Source organism: Streptomyces sp. NPDC004134, from assembly GCF_042874195.1.
Taxonomy (GTDB): Bacteria; Actinomycetota; Actinomycetes; order Streptomycetales; family Streptomycetaceae; genus Streptomyces.
The window spans coordinates 27,835-44,414 of the sequence record NZ_JBIAMS010000008.1 but is presented as its reverse complement, the minus strand read 5'-3'; the positions used below and the strand labels follow the sequence as shown (position 1 = coordinate 44,414).

Genomic DNA, 16,580 nt, shown 5'->3' with positions numbered 1-16,580 from the left:
ACGCCATCTTTACGCGATCGGCCGCCGCCCCGCCAGGGGCAGCGGCCGATACGTCTCTGACCTGCAGCTTTACCGAATCACCTGACGGAGGGCGCCACCTGGATTGTCATGGTCCGGCCATGACCGGGCTCCTGGACGATGGAGATCCTGGTGTTGGTGTCCGGCACCTTCACGCTGCCGCCCGGGTTCCCTTCGACCCAGTACGACCCCTTGTGATCGTCGAAGACCGAGGCGCCCTTCTTCGACGTGATCTTCGCCGGCTTCCCGTCCTTGTGCAGGGTGAAGCCGTCGGTCCGCTGGGTGCTGAAGGTGGCGTCGTACGCCTGGATGCGGTTCCGCATCACCGAGCCGTCCGCCCACTTCTCCGGCTTCGGGTGCGCGTCGACCGGCAGCACCAGACCCTCGCCCGGGTGGACGCTGGTGTTGTTGTCGAGCTGCGAGGTGTCCCACAGCCAGACGGCCAGGCCGTTCTGGTACGGGAAGTGCTCCACCCAGTCCGGCTTGTCGGTGACCCAGCCGAAGTTGTACGGGCCGCTCTTGAGCGTCTTGTCGTACGACACGTACTGCCGGTTCTCGGCGATGTAGTACTGCGGGTAGTCCTTGGTGAAGGACTCCTCGACGCGCGAGAAGCCGTCCGCCGTCCAGCCCGCGTCGTCGCCCTCGGCACCGTCCGCGAAGACCTCCGCGCCGTCCGCCGTGATCGTCAACGCGTCGGCGGCGAAGCCCTTCTGCGCCACCCCGCCGTCGGTCTGGTAGCGGAAGCGGAGCTGGATCTCCTGGCCCGCGTAGGCGTCGAGGGAGTACTCCAGGTCGCGGTACTCGCCGGAGACGCCGGTCAGCGCCGGCCGGTCGCCGCCGTCGCGCGGGATCTGCGCGCCGTTCGCGGTGCCGTCGAGCGGGGTGAAGCCGGCGCCGCCGTCGGTGGAGACCTCGGCGTAGAGGAAGTCGTAGTTCTCCTCGATGTCCCACCACCCCTTCAGGGCCAGCGAGGCGCTGGACTTGCCGGTCAGGTCGACCGTACGGGTCAGGGAGTTGGACAGGTCGTCGCCCATCCCGCTCCACCACTGCCTGGTGCCCTCGGCAGGCGCGGTGATGGTGGTGGTGACGGCCTTCTCCGGCAGCTCGACGACGAGCGCCTGCGGCTTGCCGTCCTTCTGCTCCTCGGCGCGGCCGAGGGTGTGCCTGGAGCGGGTCGCCGCCTTGGCCGTGTCGTAGTCCAGCCAGCCGAGCTGGAGCTTGTCCCAGGCGGTCATGTCGCCGGGCAGGTCGCCGATGGCGTCCTTGCCGCGGCCGAGCCAGGAGCCGGAGGACATGAGCGACCAGAAGGCGGTGGAGTTCTCGCCGCCCGCGGTGTCGTACAGGTCGGGCAGGCCGAGGTCGTGGCCGTACTCGTGGGCGAAGACGCCCAGTCCGCCGTTCTCCGGCTGGACGGTGTAGTCGCCGACCCACACGCCGGTGTCGCCGATCTGGGTGCCGCCGCCCTTGTTCTCGCCGGGGCCCGTGCTGCCCGCGTCGGTGCCGTAGGCGTACCAGCGGTGCGCCCAGATGGCGTCCTCGCCCTGCACGCCGCCGCCGGCGGACTCGTCCTCGCCCGCGTGCACGAGCTGGAAGTGGTCGATGTAGCCGTCGGGCTCGTCGAAGTTGCCGTCGCCGTCGAAGTCGTAGCGGTCCCAGACGTCGTACTCGGCGAGCTGCGCCTTGATCTCGGCGTCGGTCTTCCCTGCGGCCTTCTGGTCCTCGGCCCACTTGGCGGTCGCGTCGCGCACCAGGTCCCAGACGGAGGCGCAGGTGGAGTCGCCGCAGTAGTTGGAGCCGTAGCGGGCCTCGTTCCACTTCACCGAGACCCAGTCGCTGACCTCGCCGTCCACCGTGTACTTCCCGGAGGACTGCTTCTCGTAGTACTTCGCCACGGACTGCTTGTCCGCGTCCATGGAGAAGTAGAGGTCCTGGTAGTGCCGGCGGTCGTAGTCGGCCTTCCAGTCGGTGGAGTTGTCCACCGCCCGGTCCGGCTCGGCTATCCGGTTGTGCGCGGGGCCCGCGTCGCCGCCGTACTTGACGACGGGCGGCTTCGGGCCGTCCGGGCCGTCCGGGTCGTACATGGTCTCGTTGTCGACGTCGTCGCCGAACTCGACCAGCACGGTGAAGATCTTGTCGGTCTTCGCGCCCCGGCCCAGCTCCGCGTACTTGCCGTCGTCGAGCTTGACGACGGTCGAGCCGTCCTTCTTCGCCCGCGGCTGCGCCTCGGTCTCGCCGGAGAGCAACTGCTGCAGCGCGGCCTCCTGGCGCGCCTCCTGCTCCTTGCTGAACGGACCGTCGAGATCGTGCTCCTGATGCTTCGGCGCCCGCGCCGGGTCACGGCGTTCGAGCTGGGCCGCGCCGTCGCCCGGGTCGGCGGCCGCCTGCCCCAGGGGGAGCAGAGCCGCCCCGAGTGCGGCTGCAACCACCGTGGTAACGGCAGTTTTTGACAACTTTCTTTGCCTGCTCTTCACGTTTGCGCTGTCCCTCCCGCGTCGCCGCACGAATAGGTGTGCCAGCATTCGACCGGAGTGAACAAAGAAATGACAGTCTTGACTTGGACACTTCAGAGGGCTACGGCACCTGAGCCCCTGGTGACGGCATTGCCCACCCCGGCATGACACCGTGCGCCCCCTCGTGCACCCCCCGAGTGGGTAAGGTCACGCTTACTTGCATCCCCTGGCGGGCAACGCCTTGGGTAGTGGGGGGCGGCTGCACGCACGGGGCCGCCCTTCGGCACGTTCACCCGTCCGTACCGATGCCTGAGCCCACCAGGGGGGCTGCCATGCCGCGTCCGACTCTCACCCAAATCCTGTACGGGTCGGCCACAGTCATCGCCTCAGCCGCAGCCATGCTGCTGCTCTCGCAGGCCGGCGCAGCCATCGCCCTCGTGGCGATCTGCGTCACCGCCCTGGCGCTCGGAGTGCTCGTCGCACTGACCGCACCCCTGCCGCGCTCCCGCCGCGCTCCCGCCTTGACGGCGGAGCGCGTGGTGGCGGCGCGGCCGGACGGTATCGCCGCACCCGCGGCGGACCGGCGGCCGGTCGGCGCGCAGTCCGCGCCGCACTGAGACGGCACGGGGGCGCCCGCCAGGACGCCCACGGGGGACGGCCGAGGCACCTACCGAACAGGAAGCGGCCGGCGACCACTTGGTCGCCGGCCGCTTCGGTGCGCCGGTCCCCGGGGCGGGTGCGGGGCGGCCGTGCTCAGGGGGTGTAGCGCTGGCCCTCGGTCGAGACCACGACGGTCTTGGCCGCCTTGTCGTGCACGCACTGGCGGTACGGCCTGTCCCAGGTGCAGGACAGCACGTTGTAGAGCCAGAACAGGGTGCCGATGCACGGCACGATCGCCGGCAGCGTGTAGACCGCGGCGCGGAGCCAGCCGGGGCCGCCGGCGGGGACGGCGCCGTTCTCCAGCATGCCGACGCGGATGCCCATGAGCTTCTTGCCGACGGTCTGGCCGCTGCGGGTGAGCATCAGGCCCTCGTACACGAGGTAGACGAGGATGCCGAAGAGGCCCCAGGCGTACTGGGCGCCGGTGTTGTCGCTGTCGGCGAACTCGTCGATGCGGCCGATGAGGGTGAGGAAGAGCGACACCGGAATGTAGACGATCAGGGCGTCGATGATGCGCGCCAGCAGCCGGCGGCCGAGGCCGCCGAGCGGGGGCATCCCGGCGAGCCGCGGATCGGGGGCGCCGTAGGCGGAGCCGGCGGGGCCGCCACCGTACGGCGGCGGGGGCGGGGGCATGGAGCCGGGGGGCTGGTCGTAGGGGGAGCCGCCGGAGGGCGGGGGTCCGTAGCCGTGCTCGCCGCCGGAGCCGGAGCCGGGCGGCGGCGGACCGCCGGGGGTGCCCTGGCCGGAGTCCGGTGCGGCGCCCGGCTGTCGCTGCTCGCCGCCGCCGCTGTCTCCGTACGACGGGAGGCCGCCGTGCTCCGGCTCCCCGCCGCCGTGCGGCGGCGTGCCCGAGCCCCCCGCGGGCGGAGGCGGCGGAGGCGGCGAACCGTGCCCCTCCGGCGACGCCGGGCCGCCCACCGGCCGTGTCGAACCGCTCCCCTGCGACCCGTGCGCCCCCCATGCCCCGTGCTCCTCACCCGGCGGCGGCTCCGCCTCCGCCTCCTGCCCCCGCGTGCCGCCGGGGGGCACGCCGTTCTGCGGCGGCTGCGAGCGCGTGGGCTTGCTGCGGTGCGGGTCGGCGCCCTCGCCGTGGTCGGAGCTCATGCACCGAGTCGACCCCCGTCACCACCGCCCCGCATCCCGGGGGCGGCCGAACGGCTCAGCCGCGCGCCACGTACGTGCGCCCCGCCTTGTCGTGCCAGCACTGCCGCCACGGCTTGTCGAAGGCGCACCAGATGACGTTCAGCAGCCCGATCAGCGGCAGCAGCAGGAACACCGCGTACGTCAGCCACCGCCGCAGCGCCGAGCCGGTCGCCGGCGGATCCTGCGACTCGATGTCCAGCACCCGCACGCCGAACAGCCTCTTCCCGGGCGTACGCCCCCACTTCGCGGTCGGCAGCGCCTCCACGACGAGGCCGAGCACGAGGAAGAGGCCGAGGACGAGCGCGAGATAGGGGCCCGTGGTGCCGTCGATGAGCCAGACCGTCACGGTCTTGCCGGACGCCTCGGCGGCGTCGATCTTGTCCTGTACGTGGTCCACGGACTTGCTCACCAGCGGCACCGCGACCGCGGCGAGCACGCCGCCGACCAGCAGCGCGTCCACGAACCGGGCGCCCAGCCTGCGGCCGAGCCCGGCGGGCGGCGCGGTGCCCTGCGCGGCGCTGAGGAAGGGGTCGCTGGCCGGCGGCCGCCACGGCACCACGGGCGGCTCGCTGCCGCCGCCCTGCGGCAGTTCGGCGCGGGCCGCGGCCCGCTCGGGGAGCTGCGCGGCGGGCGGCTGCTGCGGGGTGGGGGGCGGGGCCGTGCGCGCGGCGGGGGTCAGCGGCGGCGCCGCGTGGCCGCCCTGCGGCGCGAGCTGCGGCTGCGCGGGCCGGGGCTGCGGCAGCTCCGGCGTCGTCGGCGACGGCGGGGCCGCCGGTACGTCCGGGGCCGTGGGCGCGGGACGCGCCTGCGGCAGCTCGGGGGTGGTGGGCGCGGGGAGGGCGTCGGGCGTGGTGGGCGCCGGCGCGTACGCCGCGGCCTGCCGCGGATCCGCGCCCCCCTGCCCGAACCCGGAGGCGGCTGCCCCGGAGCCCGAACGGGCCCCGGACCCGGCCCCCGGGCCGGTCTCCTCGCGCGTCTCCTCGGACGTCCCGGGCGCCGGCACGGGCGCGGGCCCCGACAGCCGCCGCACCTGCTCGCCCCACGAGCCGCCCCCCACGCGCGGGTCGCGCCCGAGCGGCACGCCCGGCCGGTCCTGCTCGTACGTCCCGGGCGCGGTCTGTCCGCCCTCCTGTCCGGCGCCGCCGTCCGCGGCCCCGGCGTCCTCGGCCCGGCGCGCGGCGGGCAGCCGGGGCTCCTCCTCGGCGGGGTCCTGCTCCGGTGCGCCGCCGCCCAGCTCGGCCGGCACCGTGAGCGCCGGCGGGTCCTGCGCGCCCCAGGCGACGCGGCTGTCGGCCCGGTCCGCCACGTCCACGACGTCGACCGCCTGCCACGCGCCCCGCGCGTCCGCCGGCTCCCCGGCGGCCGCCGGCGGCTCGGCGGCCGCGGCCCGCTCGGCGGCGTCCCGTACGTCGTCCGCGTCGTCGCTCCCGCGCGCGTGCCGCCCGCGGGTGGCGGGCACGGAATCCCGCGGCTCCTCCTCGTCGAGGAAGACCGGGCCGGTCTCGCTCAGCGACGGGCCCGGGGCGGCGGGCTCCGCGGGCACGGCGTCCGCGGCGCTCTCCGCGCCGCCCGCGCTCGCGGGCTCCGCGTCGGCGGTCTCCTGCACGTCCGCGGCCGGCTGCTCCTCGCCCTCCTGGGCGCGGCGGCTGGTGCCGGGGACCCATGCCGCACCGTTCCAGTACCGGACGTAGCCCGGAATAGAGGGGTCGGGGTAGTAACCGGGGCCGGGGATCCCGCCTCCGGAGGGCGGTGTCGGGGCGCTCATGGGGTCCACATCTACCAGAACCGGCGGACAGCCGGGTCCGCCTCACCCCCGTTCCGCCTTAAGTGACTTGTCGAACGATGGGAGGAAGTCTGCGGAAGTCGCGTAAGAGCGCGCCGGGTTGGCCCTCTCTTTCCCCGCAGGCCCGTCGGACCTGCGTGACGTTCGACAAGAGAGGTGCCACACCATGCAGACCGTGGTGGAACGCGAACTGGAGCTGCGGCTCGTGCTGTCGCCGGAGAGAAGCATTCCGGTTCCGTCCAGACTGACCTACCGGGCGTCGGACCCGTACGCCGTCCACATCAGCTTCCATGTCGGCTCGGCGGCGCCGGTGAGATGGTCCTTCGCCCGGGAGCTGCTGGTGGAAGGGGTGTTCCGGCCGTGCGGCCACGGGGACGTGCGGGTCTGGCCGACGAAGTCCGGCTCCGGGAGCGTCATCTGCCTGGCGCTGACGTCCTCGGACGGGGACGCGCTCATCGAGGCGCCGAGCGCCGCGGTCTCCACCTGGCTGGAGCGCACGCTGCGGGTCGTGCCCCCGGGTTCCGAGATGGCGCGGCTCGGTCTGGACGAGGGGCTGGAGGAACTGCTGGGGCCCGCGACCCGGGACGAGTTGTGGCTGAGCGACCCGTGGCCGTCGGACGAGTCCGGCGATACGTGAGCGCCCGTACGCCCCACTGCGCGCCCCCGCGCCGTCCCGCGCAACCGTGCGGCGCCCGGCCCCCGTTCGGCGCTACGCCGCCGCCCCCGCCGGAAGCTGCCCGGGCCCGCGGAAGGTGCCCCGGTACGCGGTCGGCGAGACGCCGAGCGCCGCCTGCATGTGCTGCCGCAGCGACGCCGCGGTGCCGAACCCGGCGTCCGCCGCCACCCGGTCGACGCTGCGGTCGGTCTCCTCCAGCAGGTGCCGCGCCCGCTCGATGCGCTGCCGGGTGAGCCACCGCAGCGGCGTCACGCCGGTCTCCTCGCGGAACCGGCGGCTGAAGGTCCGTACGCTCATCGACTCCTGCGCGGCCAGCTCCCGCAGCGCGATGGGGCGGTCGAGGTGCGCCAGCGCCCAGGCGCGGGAGCGGCCGGTGGAGGTCAGTTCCGGCTCGGCCACCGGCCGGGACACGTACTGCGCCTGCCCGCCGTCGCGGTGCGGGGGCACGACGGTGCGGCGGGCGACGTCGTTGGCGACGGCGGCGCCGTGGTCGGCGCGGATCATGTGCAGGCACAGGTCGATGCCGGCGGCCTCGCCCGCGGAGGTGAGGACGCCGCGGTCCTCGGTGTAGAGCACGTCGGGCTGGAGCCGGACGGCGGGGAAGCGGCGGCGGAACAGTTCGGCGGACTTCCAGTGCGTCGTGGCCCGGCGCCCGTCGAGCAGGCCCACGGCGGCGAGCACGAACGCGCCGGTGCAGACGGACGCCACGCGCGCCCCGGGCCGCACCCGCCCGAGGGCCGCCCGCAGCGCGGCCGACGGCTCCCCGTGCCCGGCGCCGGCGGGACCCCCGGCTGCGTTCTCGACCGCGTTCTCGACTGCGCTCTCGACTGCGCTCTCGACTGCGTCTGCGGCGTGCGACGCGGGCACCACGACGGTCCCGGCACCGTCCAGCGCCTCCGGGCCGCGCTCGACGAGCACCGGGAAGTCCGCGTCGGTACGCACCGGGCCCGGCCGCAGCGCGCAGGTGACGACCTCGTACAGCCGCCGCCCCCCGGCCTCGGCGGAGCCGAACATCTGGTGGACGAGTCCGAGTTCGAGGGGCATCACGCCGTCCCGGACGAGGACGGCGACGCGGTGCGGTCCGGTGGGAGGAGTCTCTGCGGAGCCGGTCATGGCACGATTCTTTCATGTGCGCTCAATCCGGCCATTCACGGGCATTGCGCCAGGCGCAACGATCACGGAAAGCGACGGACGCACAAGATCCTGACCGGATTCTGGACGGGGTCTTCCGCTGAGCGGTGCCGCTCGCTAGGTTTCCGCACACCCCCGCCGTGCAGGCGGAGGCGGGGCTCCGAGATCCGCGGCAGAGCCGCCGCGGACACATGCCGGTGCCATCTGCGGCCGGTGGCTCCAGACGCCGGGGCTGCAAGGGACGGGTGCGCCGGCGCGGGAAGGGCCGCACATCACTTGAGGAGGCGGCGTGCCCGCAGAGACCTCCCAGACCCTCGATCGTGGACTCCGCGTGCTCAAGCTGCTCGCCGACACCGACCACGGCCTGACCGTCACCGAGTTGTCGCACAAACTGGGCGTCAACCGCACCGTGGTGTACCGCCTGCTCGCGACCCTGGAACAGCACGCCCTCGTCCGCCGCGACCTCGGGGGCCGCGCCCGCGTCGGGCTCGGGGTGCTGCGGCTGGGCCGGCAGGTGCACCCGCTGGTACGGGAGGCGGCGCTGCCGGCGCTGCGCGCGCTCGCCGAGGACGTCGGCGCGACGGCGCACCTGACGCTGGTCGACGGCAGCGAGGCGCTGGCCGTCGCGGTCGTCGAGCCGAGCTGGACCGACTACCACGTCGCCTACCGCGCCGGCTTCCGGCACGCCCTGGACCAAGGCGCGGCGGGCCGCGCGATACTCAAGGGCCGCGGCCTGGGCCCGGGCGCGTGCGAGACGGACGCGGAGCTGGCGCTGGCCCTGACGCACGGCGAGCTGGAGGCGGGCGCGAGCGGCGCGGCGGCCCCGCTGCTGGGGGTGTCGGGGATAGAGGGCAGCGTGGGCGTGGTGATGCTGCACGAGATCGTCCCGGGCGAGGTGGGCCCCCGCGTGGTCTCGGCGGCCCGCGAGGTCGCCCAGGCGCTGCGGTAGCCGCCCGGGCGCGGCGTGACCGGCCGGAAGTCCGCGGCAGGGCGTGACGGATCCCCCGGATCCCCCGCCTGTACGGCGCGACGCGGCCAGCACGGAAGCGCGGCGTCGCCGGAGCGGGAGGGCGCGGACACCGGACGGCCGGCACGCCCACGGGGCGGCGGCCGGGCGCCTGTACGCCCACGGCGGCCACCCGGGCGCGTGCCCCGGCGGCTCCGCCGCGGGGCAACCGCGGGCACGGGGCGGCCGCGGCACGGCGAAGCCGCCGCCGGCACACCCAGCCCCCGGCCCGTACGGCCCGCCCCGCCCTCCCGATCCGCCACTCCCGTTCCGCCCGCCCCGCGAGGGCACCGTAGATTGGGGGCGTGCCACCTCGTCGTGTGACCCTCGCGCTCTGTGCCGCGCCCGTCGCCGGGCTGATCGCCGCCGCGGCGTTCGCTCCGCTGCCGTTCTCGCTGGCCAAGCCCGGGATGACCGCCGACGTGCTCGGCGACCACCAGGGCAGCCCCGTCATCACCGTCTCCGGGGCGGAACGGCACGCCACCGACGGCGAGTTGCGGATGACGACGATCGCCGCGACCGGCCCCGAGGTCGACCTGCGGCTCGCGGACATCGCCTCCGGCTGGTTCGCCACCGACGAGGCCGTGATGCCCAAGGAGGCGGTGTATCCGGTGGGCGACTCCCGCAAGGAGATCCGGGAGTACAACGCGGAGCAGATGCGCGAGTCCCAGAACACCGCCGTCACCGCCGCCCTGAACCACCTCGGCCGCAAGCCGGGCAGCGTCGACGTCGAGCTGCGCCTCACCGATGTCGGCGGGCCGAGCGCCGGGCTCTTCTTCGCCCTGGGGATCGTCGACAAGCTCGGCCCCGACGACCTGACCGGCGGCCGGGTCATCGCCGGTACGGGCACGATCGCGCGGGACGGCACCGTCGGCGCGGTCGGCGGCGTACCGCTGAAGACGCAGGCCGCCAAGCGCGACGGCGCGACGGTGTTCCTGGTGCCGAGGGCGGAGTGCGCGGACGCGGAGTCGGAGCTGCCCGAGGGGCTGCGGCTGGTGCCGGTGGAGAAGCTGTCGGACGCGGTGACGTCGCTGAAGGCGCTGGAGTCGGGCGGCGACGTACCGAGCTGCTGACGCGGTCCCGGCCGCCGCTCCGGAATTCGCGTGCGGTCCGTACGCGATCTCCGTACTCTCGACCGGCGTGGAACCGCTCAGCGAGAAACAGATCCGCGCGTCCTTCGTGAACTCCACCAAAGGCGACGCGTCCCGGCTCAGGCTGCCGCTCGACTTCGCCGGCCTGCCCTGGCCGGATCTGGACTTCCTCGGCTGGGTGGACCCCGGCGCCCCGCTCCGCGCCCACCTCGTCGTCCCGCGCCCGGACGGGCCCCTCGGGATCACCCTGCGCGTCCCGGCCGCAGGGCGGGCCAGCGCCGTGCGCTCCCGCATGTGCCAGCTCTGCCTGACCGCCCACTCCTCCTCCGGCGTCCGGCTGCTGGCCGCCCCCCTGGCGGGGCCGCGCGGGCGGCAGGGGAACACGGTCGGGGTGTACGTCTGCGCCGACCTCGCCTGCTCGCTCTATCTGCGCGGCAAGCGGCAGCCGAAGCTGCGTACGGTGCCGCAGGAGGAGTCCCTGACCGAGGCCGAGCGGATCGCGCGCATGCGGGGCAACCTGGAGGACTTCGTGACGAAGGTCACCGCCCCGGCCGCTCCGTAGCACCGCCCGGGCCGGCACTGCCCGGACCGGCGCCGTCCGCGCCGGCGCCGCCGGCCACGGAGCCGCCCTCCGGGGAGCCGCCCGCCGCCTGCCGTACGAGCGGGACGATCCGCAGCGGCACCGGGTTCTCCATCACGATCGCCGTCGACGCCCGCACGATCCCGTCGAACCCCACCACCAGGTCGATCACCCGCTGCAGATCGGCGTTCGACCGCGCCACCAGCCGGCACAGCATGTCCCCGTGCCCCGTGATCGTGTGCAGCTCCAGCACCTCCGGCACCCGCGCCAGATGGCTGCGGACGTCCGTGCCCTGGCCCTGCTTGATCTCCAGGGTGGCGAACGCCGTCACCGGGTAGCCCAGGGCCGCCGGGTCGACGTCCGGGCCGAAGCCGCGGATGACGCCGCCGGAGCGCAGCCGGTCGAGCCGGGCCTGCGTGGTGCCGCGGGCGACGCCGAGGCGGCGGCTGGCCTCCAGCACGCCGATGCGCGGCTCGTTCGCGAGCAGTTCCAGCAGCCGGCCGTCGAGCTGATCGATCATCTCGCACGCTCCTCGTTGGTCAGCTTGCACAGATAGCCCGGCCACCACCGCGTCTCACTGGTCAATCTGTCCAGTGATTTCGGCAACTATTGCACACCTTGCCAACCAGAGGGACCCTTTTGAGCATGACCGAGACCATTGATCAGCCCGCTCCGCAGATCCGGCAGGACGACCCCTTCCCGGTGAAGGGGATGGACGCCGTGGTGTTCGCGGTCGGCAACGCCAAACAGGCCGCCCACTACTACTCCACGGCGTTCGGCATGAAGCTGGTCGCGTACTCCGGACCGGAGAACGGCAGCCGCGAGACCGCCAGTTACGTCCTGGAGAACGGCTCCGCCCGTTTCGTCCTCACCTCCGTCATCAAGGCCACCACCGACCGCGGCCGGTTCCTCGACGCGCACGTCGCCGAGCACGGCGACGGCGTGATCGACCTCGCCCTCGAAGTCCCCGACGTCCGCGCCGCCTACGCGCACGCGGTCGCACAGGGCGCCACCGGCCTCCAGGAGCCGTACGAGCTGAAGGACGAGCACGGCACCGTGGTGCTCGCCGCCATCGCGACATACGGCCAGACCCGCCACACCCTCGTCGAGCGCACCGGCTACGACGGCCCCTACCTGCCCGGCTACGCGGCCGCGGAGCCGCTGGTCGCGCCGCCCGCGAGGCGGACGTTCCAGGCCGTCGACCACTGCGTCGGCAACGTCGAGCTCGGCAGGATGGACGAGTGGGTGGCCTTCTACAACAAGGTCATGGGCTTCACGAACATGAAGGAGTTCGTGGGCGACGACATCGCCACCGAGTACTCCGCGCTCATGTCCAAGGTCGTCGCGGACGGCACGCTGAAGGTCAAGTTCCCGATCAACGAGCCGGCGCCGGGCAAGAAGAAGTCGCAGATCGACGAGTACCTGGAGTTCTACAACTCCCCCGGCGTGCAGCACATCGCCCTGGCCACGAACGACATCGTCGGCACGGTACGGACCATGCGGGCGGCCGGCGTCGCGTTCCTGAGCGTGCCGGACGCGTACTACGACACCCTCGGCGAGTGGGTCGGCGACACCCGCGTACCGATCGACGAGCTGCGGGAGTTGAAGATCCTCGCCGACCGCGACGAGGACGGCTACCTGCTGCAGATCTTCACCAAGCCGGTGCAGGACCGGCCCACGGTGTTCTTCGAGATCATCGAGCGGCACGGCTCCATGGGCTTCGGAAAGGGCAACTTCAAGGCCCTGTTCGAGGCGATCGAGCGCGAACAGGACATGCGCGGCAACCTCTGAGCCGCGAGTGACTCCTGCCTCATCCCTGTCAGTTTCGCCACCCCGGCTTGGCCGTTCCGCGACAGGGATGATACGCAATTGTGATGCGTATCGAGCAGGAGCAGCAGGAGGCTGCGCGAGAAGACGAGCAGGACGAGCAGCGCCGCCCGGCGTTCCGCCCCGACGTGGAGGGGCTCCGGGCGGTGGCCCTCGGCCTCGTCCTGCTCTACCACGCGGGCGTCCCCTGGCTCCCCGGCGGATACGTCGGCGTGGACGTCTTCTTCGTCGTCTCCGGCTTCCTCATCACCGGCCTGCTGCTGCGCGAGGCGGAGCGGCACGGCAAGGTGTCGCTGCTGCGCTTCTACGGCCGCCGGGCGCGCCGGCTGCTGCCCGCGGCGGCGGTCGTGGTGCTGGCGGTGTGCCTGGCGGCGGTGCAGTGGATGCCGCCGCTGGAGCGGCGGAACGTCGCGGCGGACGCGGTGGGTGCGGCGCTGTACGCGACGAACTGGCAGCAGGCGGGCCGGGCCGTCGACTACTCGGCGGCGGACGCGGAGGCGAGCCCGCTCCAGCACTACTGGTCGCTGGCGGTGGAGGAGCAGTTCTATCTGGCGTGGCCGCTGCTGGTGCTGGCGGTGCTGTGGACCTTCCGGAAGGTACGGGGCGGGGGTGAGGCGTCCCGGGCCGCGGGCGCCGCCGGCCGCCCCGCGCGCCCGGCCCGCTTCGGGCTGCGGGCCCGCTTCGGGCTGCGGGCGCGGCTGGCGGTGGTGCTGGGGGCGCTGGCCGCGGTGTCCTTCGTGCACGCCGTGCGGCTGAGCGCCGAGGAGGGCGGGGTCGCGTACTTCTCGACGTTCACCCGCGGCTGGGAGCTGGCCGCCGGCGGGCTCCTCGCCCTGGTCCCCGCCGCCGCCTGGCGCCGCGCCCTGCCCGCCGCCGGGACCGGCGCAGGGCCCGGCGCAGGGCCCGGCACCCTCAGGGGTGCGCTCACCGCCGGTGCGCTGGCGGCGGCAGGACTTGCGGCCGTCGCGTACGCCGGGCTGCGGTTCGACGACGCCACCCACTTCCCGGGCCCGTGGGGCCTGCTGCCGGTACTGGGCACGGCGGCCGTCATCGCCGCCGGCTGCGGGCCCGCCGCCCACCCCGTGGCCCGGCTGCTGTCCGTGCCGCCGCTGCGGTACGCGGGGCGGATCTCGTACTCCTGGTACCTGTGGCACTGGCCCGCCGTCGTCTTCGTCCCCCTCGCGCTGGACCGCGAGCTGTCCGTGCGCTGGATGCTCGTCGTGGCCTTCGCCGCCGCGCTGCCCGCGGCGCTCACGCACCGGCTCGTGGAGGAGCCCGTACGCCGCGCCCGCGCCCTCCTGCCCACCCCCCGCGCCCTGGCCGTCGGCGTCGCCTGCACCACGGCCACGGTGGTCGTCGCGGCCGGCTCCTGGATCTCCGCCCCGACGATCGCGCTGGCCTCCGCCGAGCAGGCCCGCGGCGCCGCCGCACTCGCCGACGAGGAGCAGCCGCAGAAGTCCGCTAAGGCGCTGCGCCCGCTCCCGGAGAAGGCCACCGACGACCGCGGCAGGGTCCACGACGACGGCTGCCTGGCCGGGCAGCAGGAGACGGAGTCGGGGGACTGCGCGTACGGCGACAAGGGCGGCAGCGACACCGTCGTCCTCTTCGGGGACTCGCACGCCATGCAGTACTCCCCCGCGCTGGAGAAGATCACCGAGCGGCGTGGCCTGCGGCTGGTCACCCTCACGAAGTCGGCCTGCACCCCGGCGCAGGTCACGGTCTTCAACAACCAGCTCCAGCGCACGTACACCGAGTGCGACGAGTGGCGCGACAACGCCCTGGAGCGGATCGAGGAGGAGAAGCCCGACCTGATCATCACGGGCACGCAGGACGTCAAGACCGTCGTCGAGGACGGCAAGCGGCTCGGCGGCAAGGAGAGCGCGAAGGCGCACCAGAAGGGCTACGAGGAGACCATGGGCGACCTCCTCGGCACCGGCGCCGACGTCCTCACCCTCGCCGACAACCCGTACCCGCCCGAGGACATCCCGTCCTGCGTCTCGGGCGCGGTCAAGGATCTGGAGGACTGCGCGTTCTCGGAGGCGGACGGGTACGGGTACGAGCCGGTGAGCGCGCGGGCGAACGCGAAGTTCGACGAGGTGGGGCTCATCGACCCGAAGCCGGTGATGTGCAAGGACGGCACCTGCCCCGCGGTGATCGGGAACGTGATCGTGTACCGGAACGGCGCGCACATCACGGCGTCGTACATGGAGACCCTGACGGACTGGCTGGACGGCCAGCTACCGCGCGTGACGTGAGGCGGGCGGGGTTTCGCGGCGGGCGGAGCCGTTGCAGTCTGGAGCCATGAGCGATGAGGCAGCAGGCGGACACGCGGCCGGGCCGGCCGATGAGGCAGTGCGCACCGCCCTCCTTCGGGGCCTGCCCGCCGCGGCGGTGCTGACGGACCCGGACGTCACCAGGGCGTACGCAGCCGACATGGCCGGGTTCTGCCCCTCGGGCACGCCCGCGGCGGTGGTGCTGCCGCAGACGGTCGAGCACGTGCAGCACGCGCTGCGGACGGCGACGGAGCTGCGCGTCCCGGTCGTCCCGCAGGGCGCCCGTACGGGCCTGTCCGGCGCGGCCAACGCGGACGACGGGGCGATCGTGCTGTCGTTCGTGAAGATGGACCGCATCGTGGAGATCGACCCGGTCAACCGGATCGCCGTCGTCGAACCGGGCGTCGTCAACGCCGCGCTCTCCCGCGCGGTCGCCGCCGAGGGCCTGTTCTACCCGCCGGACCCGTCGAGCTGGGAGACGTGCACGATCGGCGGGAACATCGGCACCGGCTCGGGCGGGCTGTGCTGCGTGAAGTACGGCGTCACGGCGGAGTACGTCCTCGGCCTCGACGTCGTCCTCCCGGACGGCCGCCTGCTCACCACCGGCCGCCGCACCGCCAAGGGCGTCGCGGGCTACGACCTGACCCGGCTCTTCGTCGGCTCGGAGGGCAGCCTCGGCGCGGTGGTCGGCGCCACGCTGGCCCTCAAGCCGGCGCCGGGGCCGCAGTTGGCGCTGGCGGCGGAGTTCCCGTCGGCGGCGGCGGCGTGCGACGCGATCTGCCGGATCATGGCGGGCGGGCACGTGCCGTCGCTGCTGGAGCTGATGGACCGGATGACGGTACGGGCCGTCAACTCCCTCACGAAGATGGGCCTCCCGGAGACCACGGAAGCCCTCCTCCTCGCCGCCTTCGACACCCCCGACCCGGCCGCCGACCTCGCCGCCCTGGGCGCCCTCTGCACCGCCGCGGGCGCCACGGAGGTCGTCCCGGCGGCGGACGCGGCCGAGTCGGAACTGCTGCTCGCCGCCCGCCGCGCGGCCCTGCCGGCCCTGGAGGCGGTCAGCGGCACCACGATGATCGACGACGTCTGCGTCCCCCGCAGCCGCCTCGGCGCCTTCCTCGACGGCGTCGCCGAGATCGCCACGACGTACGACCTGACCATCGGCACCTGCGTCCACGCCGGCGACGGCAACACCCACCCCAACGTCTGCTTCGACCCGGCCGACCCGGACGAGTCGGCGCGGGCGCGCAAGTCGTTCGACGCGATCATGGCCCTGGGCCTGGACCTGGGCGGCACGATCACGGGGGAGCACGGGGTGGGGCTGCTGAAGAAGGAGTGGCTGGCGAAGGAACTGGGCCCGGTGGGCCTGGAGTTGCAGCGGCAGATCAAGGGGGTCTTCGACCCGCTGGGCATCATGAACCCGGGCAAGCTGTTCTGAGCCCGGCCCGCGCGGCTAGCGCCGCACTTCGGCCCAGACGGTCTTGACGACGGCGTCGGGCTGGAAGCAGCCCCAGCGCTCGGCGAACGCGGCGACGAGCACGAGCCCGCGGCCGTGGTCGCGGTCGCGATCGCTTTCGCTTTGGCTTTCGCTTTCGGGGTGAACGGCGCCGGGTGGGGCGCCCGTGGGGAGGGGCCGTTCGGGGCGGGCGTCGGAGACCTCGATCCGTACGACGTGCTCCTTCAGACACAGCCGCAGCCGGAAGCACCGCCCCGGATGCCGCCCGTGCACGGCCGCGTTGGCGGCCAGCTCGGCGGTCACGACGGCGACGGCCTCGGCGGTGGGAGCGGTGCGCGGGATGCCCCACGCGCCGAGCTGGTGCACGGCGAGCAGCCGGGCACGGCGGGCACCGCGGGGGGTGGGGCTGAAGAGCGCGGCGAGGGTGGGGGCGGCGGTTGGTGCGTGCATGGAGCAACGGTGGCGGGGGTGAGGAGGGGGCGGGCA

Annotated in this window: 14 protein-coding genes; 8 read left to right on the top strand and 6 right to left on the bottom strand. The window is 73.9% G+C overall.

What is annotated here, in order from left to right; all coding sequences use genetic code 11:
- Positions 1–77: 77 nt before the first annotated feature.
- Entirely contained in the window at positions 78–2,261 is a 2,184-nt protein-coding gene (locus tag ACFYVJ_RS13200; protein ID WP_388890419.1) for an immune inhibitor A domain-containing protein, read from the bottom strand.
- Positions 2,262–2,800: 539 nt separating this feature from the next.
- Between ACFYVJ_RS13200 and ACFYVJ_RS13195 the strand changes: the two genes are divergently transcribed.
- The gene (locus ACFYVJ_RS13195) at positions 2,801–3,085 is read left to right on the top strand and encodes a hypothetical protein (RefSeq protein WP_388890020.1); all 285 of its coding nucleotides are present in this window, start codon (positions 2,801–2,803) and stop codon (positions 3,083–3,085) included.
- Positions 3,086–3,221: 136 nt separating this feature from the next.
- Here ACFYVJ_RS13195 and ACFYVJ_RS13190 read toward each other — a convergent pair whose 3' ends face one another.
- Positions 3,222–4,232 carry an RDD family protein gene (locus tag ACFYVJ_RS13190; protein WP_388890018.1) on the bottom strand — a complete coding sequence of 337 codons (1,011 nt, stop codon included), beginning with the start codon at positions 4,230–4,232 and terminating at the stop codon, positions 3,222–3,224.
- Positions 4,233–4,287: 55 nt separating this feature from the next.
- Positions 4,288–6,036 (bottom strand): RDD family protein, encoded by a 1,749-nt coding sequence (locus ACFYVJ_RS13185; RefSeq protein WP_388890016.1) that lies wholly within the window; start codon positions 6,034–6,036, stop codon positions 4,288–4,290.
- A gap of 184 nt (positions 6,037–6,220) precedes the next feature.
- Here ACFYVJ_RS13185 and ACFYVJ_RS13180 point away from each other — a divergent pair, with 184 nt between their 5' ends.
- Positions 6,221–6,691 (top strand): SsgA family sporulation/cell division regulator, encoded by a 471-nt coding sequence (locus tag ACFYVJ_RS13180; RefSeq protein WP_388890013.1) that lies wholly within the window; start codon positions 6,221–6,223, stop codon positions 6,689–6,691.
- A 72-nt stretch (positions 6,692–6,763) separates the two neighbouring features.
- Here ACFYVJ_RS13180 and ACFYVJ_RS13175 read toward each other — a convergent pair whose 3' ends face one another.
- The gene (locus tag ACFYVJ_RS13175) at positions 6,764–7,843 is read right to left on the bottom strand and encodes a GlxA family transcriptional regulator (protein WP_388890011.1); all 1,080 of its coding nucleotides are present in this window, start codon (positions 7,841–7,843) and stop codon (positions 6,764–6,766) included.
- A 307-nt stretch (positions 7,844–8,150) separates the two neighbouring features.
- Between ACFYVJ_RS13175 and ACFYVJ_RS13170 the strand changes: the two genes are divergently transcribed.
- The 3 genes from ACFYVJ_RS13170 to ACFYVJ_RS13160 all read left to right on the top strand — a co-directional run bounded on the left by ACFYVJ_RS13170 (position 8,151) and on the right by ACFYVJ_RS13160 (position 10,520).
- Complete coding sequence (locus ACFYVJ_RS13170) at positions 8,151–8,810, top strand: IclR family transcriptional regulator (protein WP_101424326.1); 660 nt, start codon at positions 8,151–8,153, stop codon at positions 8,808–8,810.
- Positions 8,811–9,187: 377 nt separating this feature from the next.
- Positions 9,188–9,940: a S16 family serine protease gene (locus ACFYVJ_RS13165; protein WP_388890416.1), complete on the top strand. Its 753-nt coding sequence runs from the start codon at positions 9,188–9,190 to the stop codon at positions 9,938–9,940.
- A 67-nt stretch (positions 9,941–10,007) separates the two neighbouring features.
- Entirely contained in the window at positions 10,008–10,520 is a 513-nt protein-coding gene (locus ACFYVJ_RS13160) for an FBP domain-containing protein (RefSeq protein WP_388890007.1), read from the top strand.
- Here ACFYVJ_RS13160 and ACFYVJ_RS13155 read toward each other — a convergent pair.
- Entirely contained in the window at positions 10,498–11,058 is a 561-nt protein-coding gene (locus ACFYVJ_RS13155) for an Lrp/AsnC family transcriptional regulator (protein ID WP_388890004.1), read from the bottom strand. The two genes, ACFYVJ_RS13160 and ACFYVJ_RS13155, sit on opposite strands and share 23 nt — an antisense overlap.
- A 125-nt stretch (positions 11,059–11,183) precedes the next feature.
- On the opposite strand from ACFYVJ_RS13155, the gene hppD reads away from it, so the two are divergent.
- The 3 genes from hppD (at position 11,184) to ACFYVJ_RS13140 (ending at position 16,076) form a co-directional block, all read left to right on the top strand.
- Positions 11,184–12,329, top strand: a complete 1,146-nt coding sequence (gene hppD, locus ACFYVJ_RS13150) for a 4-hydroxyphenylpyruvate dioxygenase (RefSeq protein ID WP_388890002.1) — start codon at positions 11,184–11,186, stop codon at positions 12,327–12,329.
- An 83-nt stretch (positions 12,330–12,412) separates the two neighbouring features.
- On the top strand, positions 12,413–14,620 hold the full coding sequence (locus tag ACFYVJ_RS13145; protein ID WP_388890000.1) for an acyltransferase family protein: 2,208 nt from the start codon (positions 12,413–12,415) through the stop codon (positions 14,618–14,620).
- 46 nt (positions 14,621–14,666) lie between these two features.
- Positions 14,667–16,076: an FAD-binding oxidoreductase gene (locus tag ACFYVJ_RS13140; RefSeq protein ID WP_388889998.1), complete on the top strand. Its 1,410-nt coding sequence runs from the start codon at positions 14,667–14,669 to the stop codon at positions 16,074–16,076.
- 15 nt (positions 16,077–16,091) lie between these two features.
- On the opposite strand, the gene ACFYVJ_RS13135 is transcribed toward ACFYVJ_RS13140, so the two are convergent.
- Complete coding sequence (locus ACFYVJ_RS13135; RefSeq protein WP_388889995.1) at positions 16,092–16,544, bottom strand: ATP-binding protein; 453 nt, start codon at positions 16,542–16,544, stop codon at positions 16,092–16,094.
- Positions 16,545–16,580 lie beyond the last annotated feature (36 nt).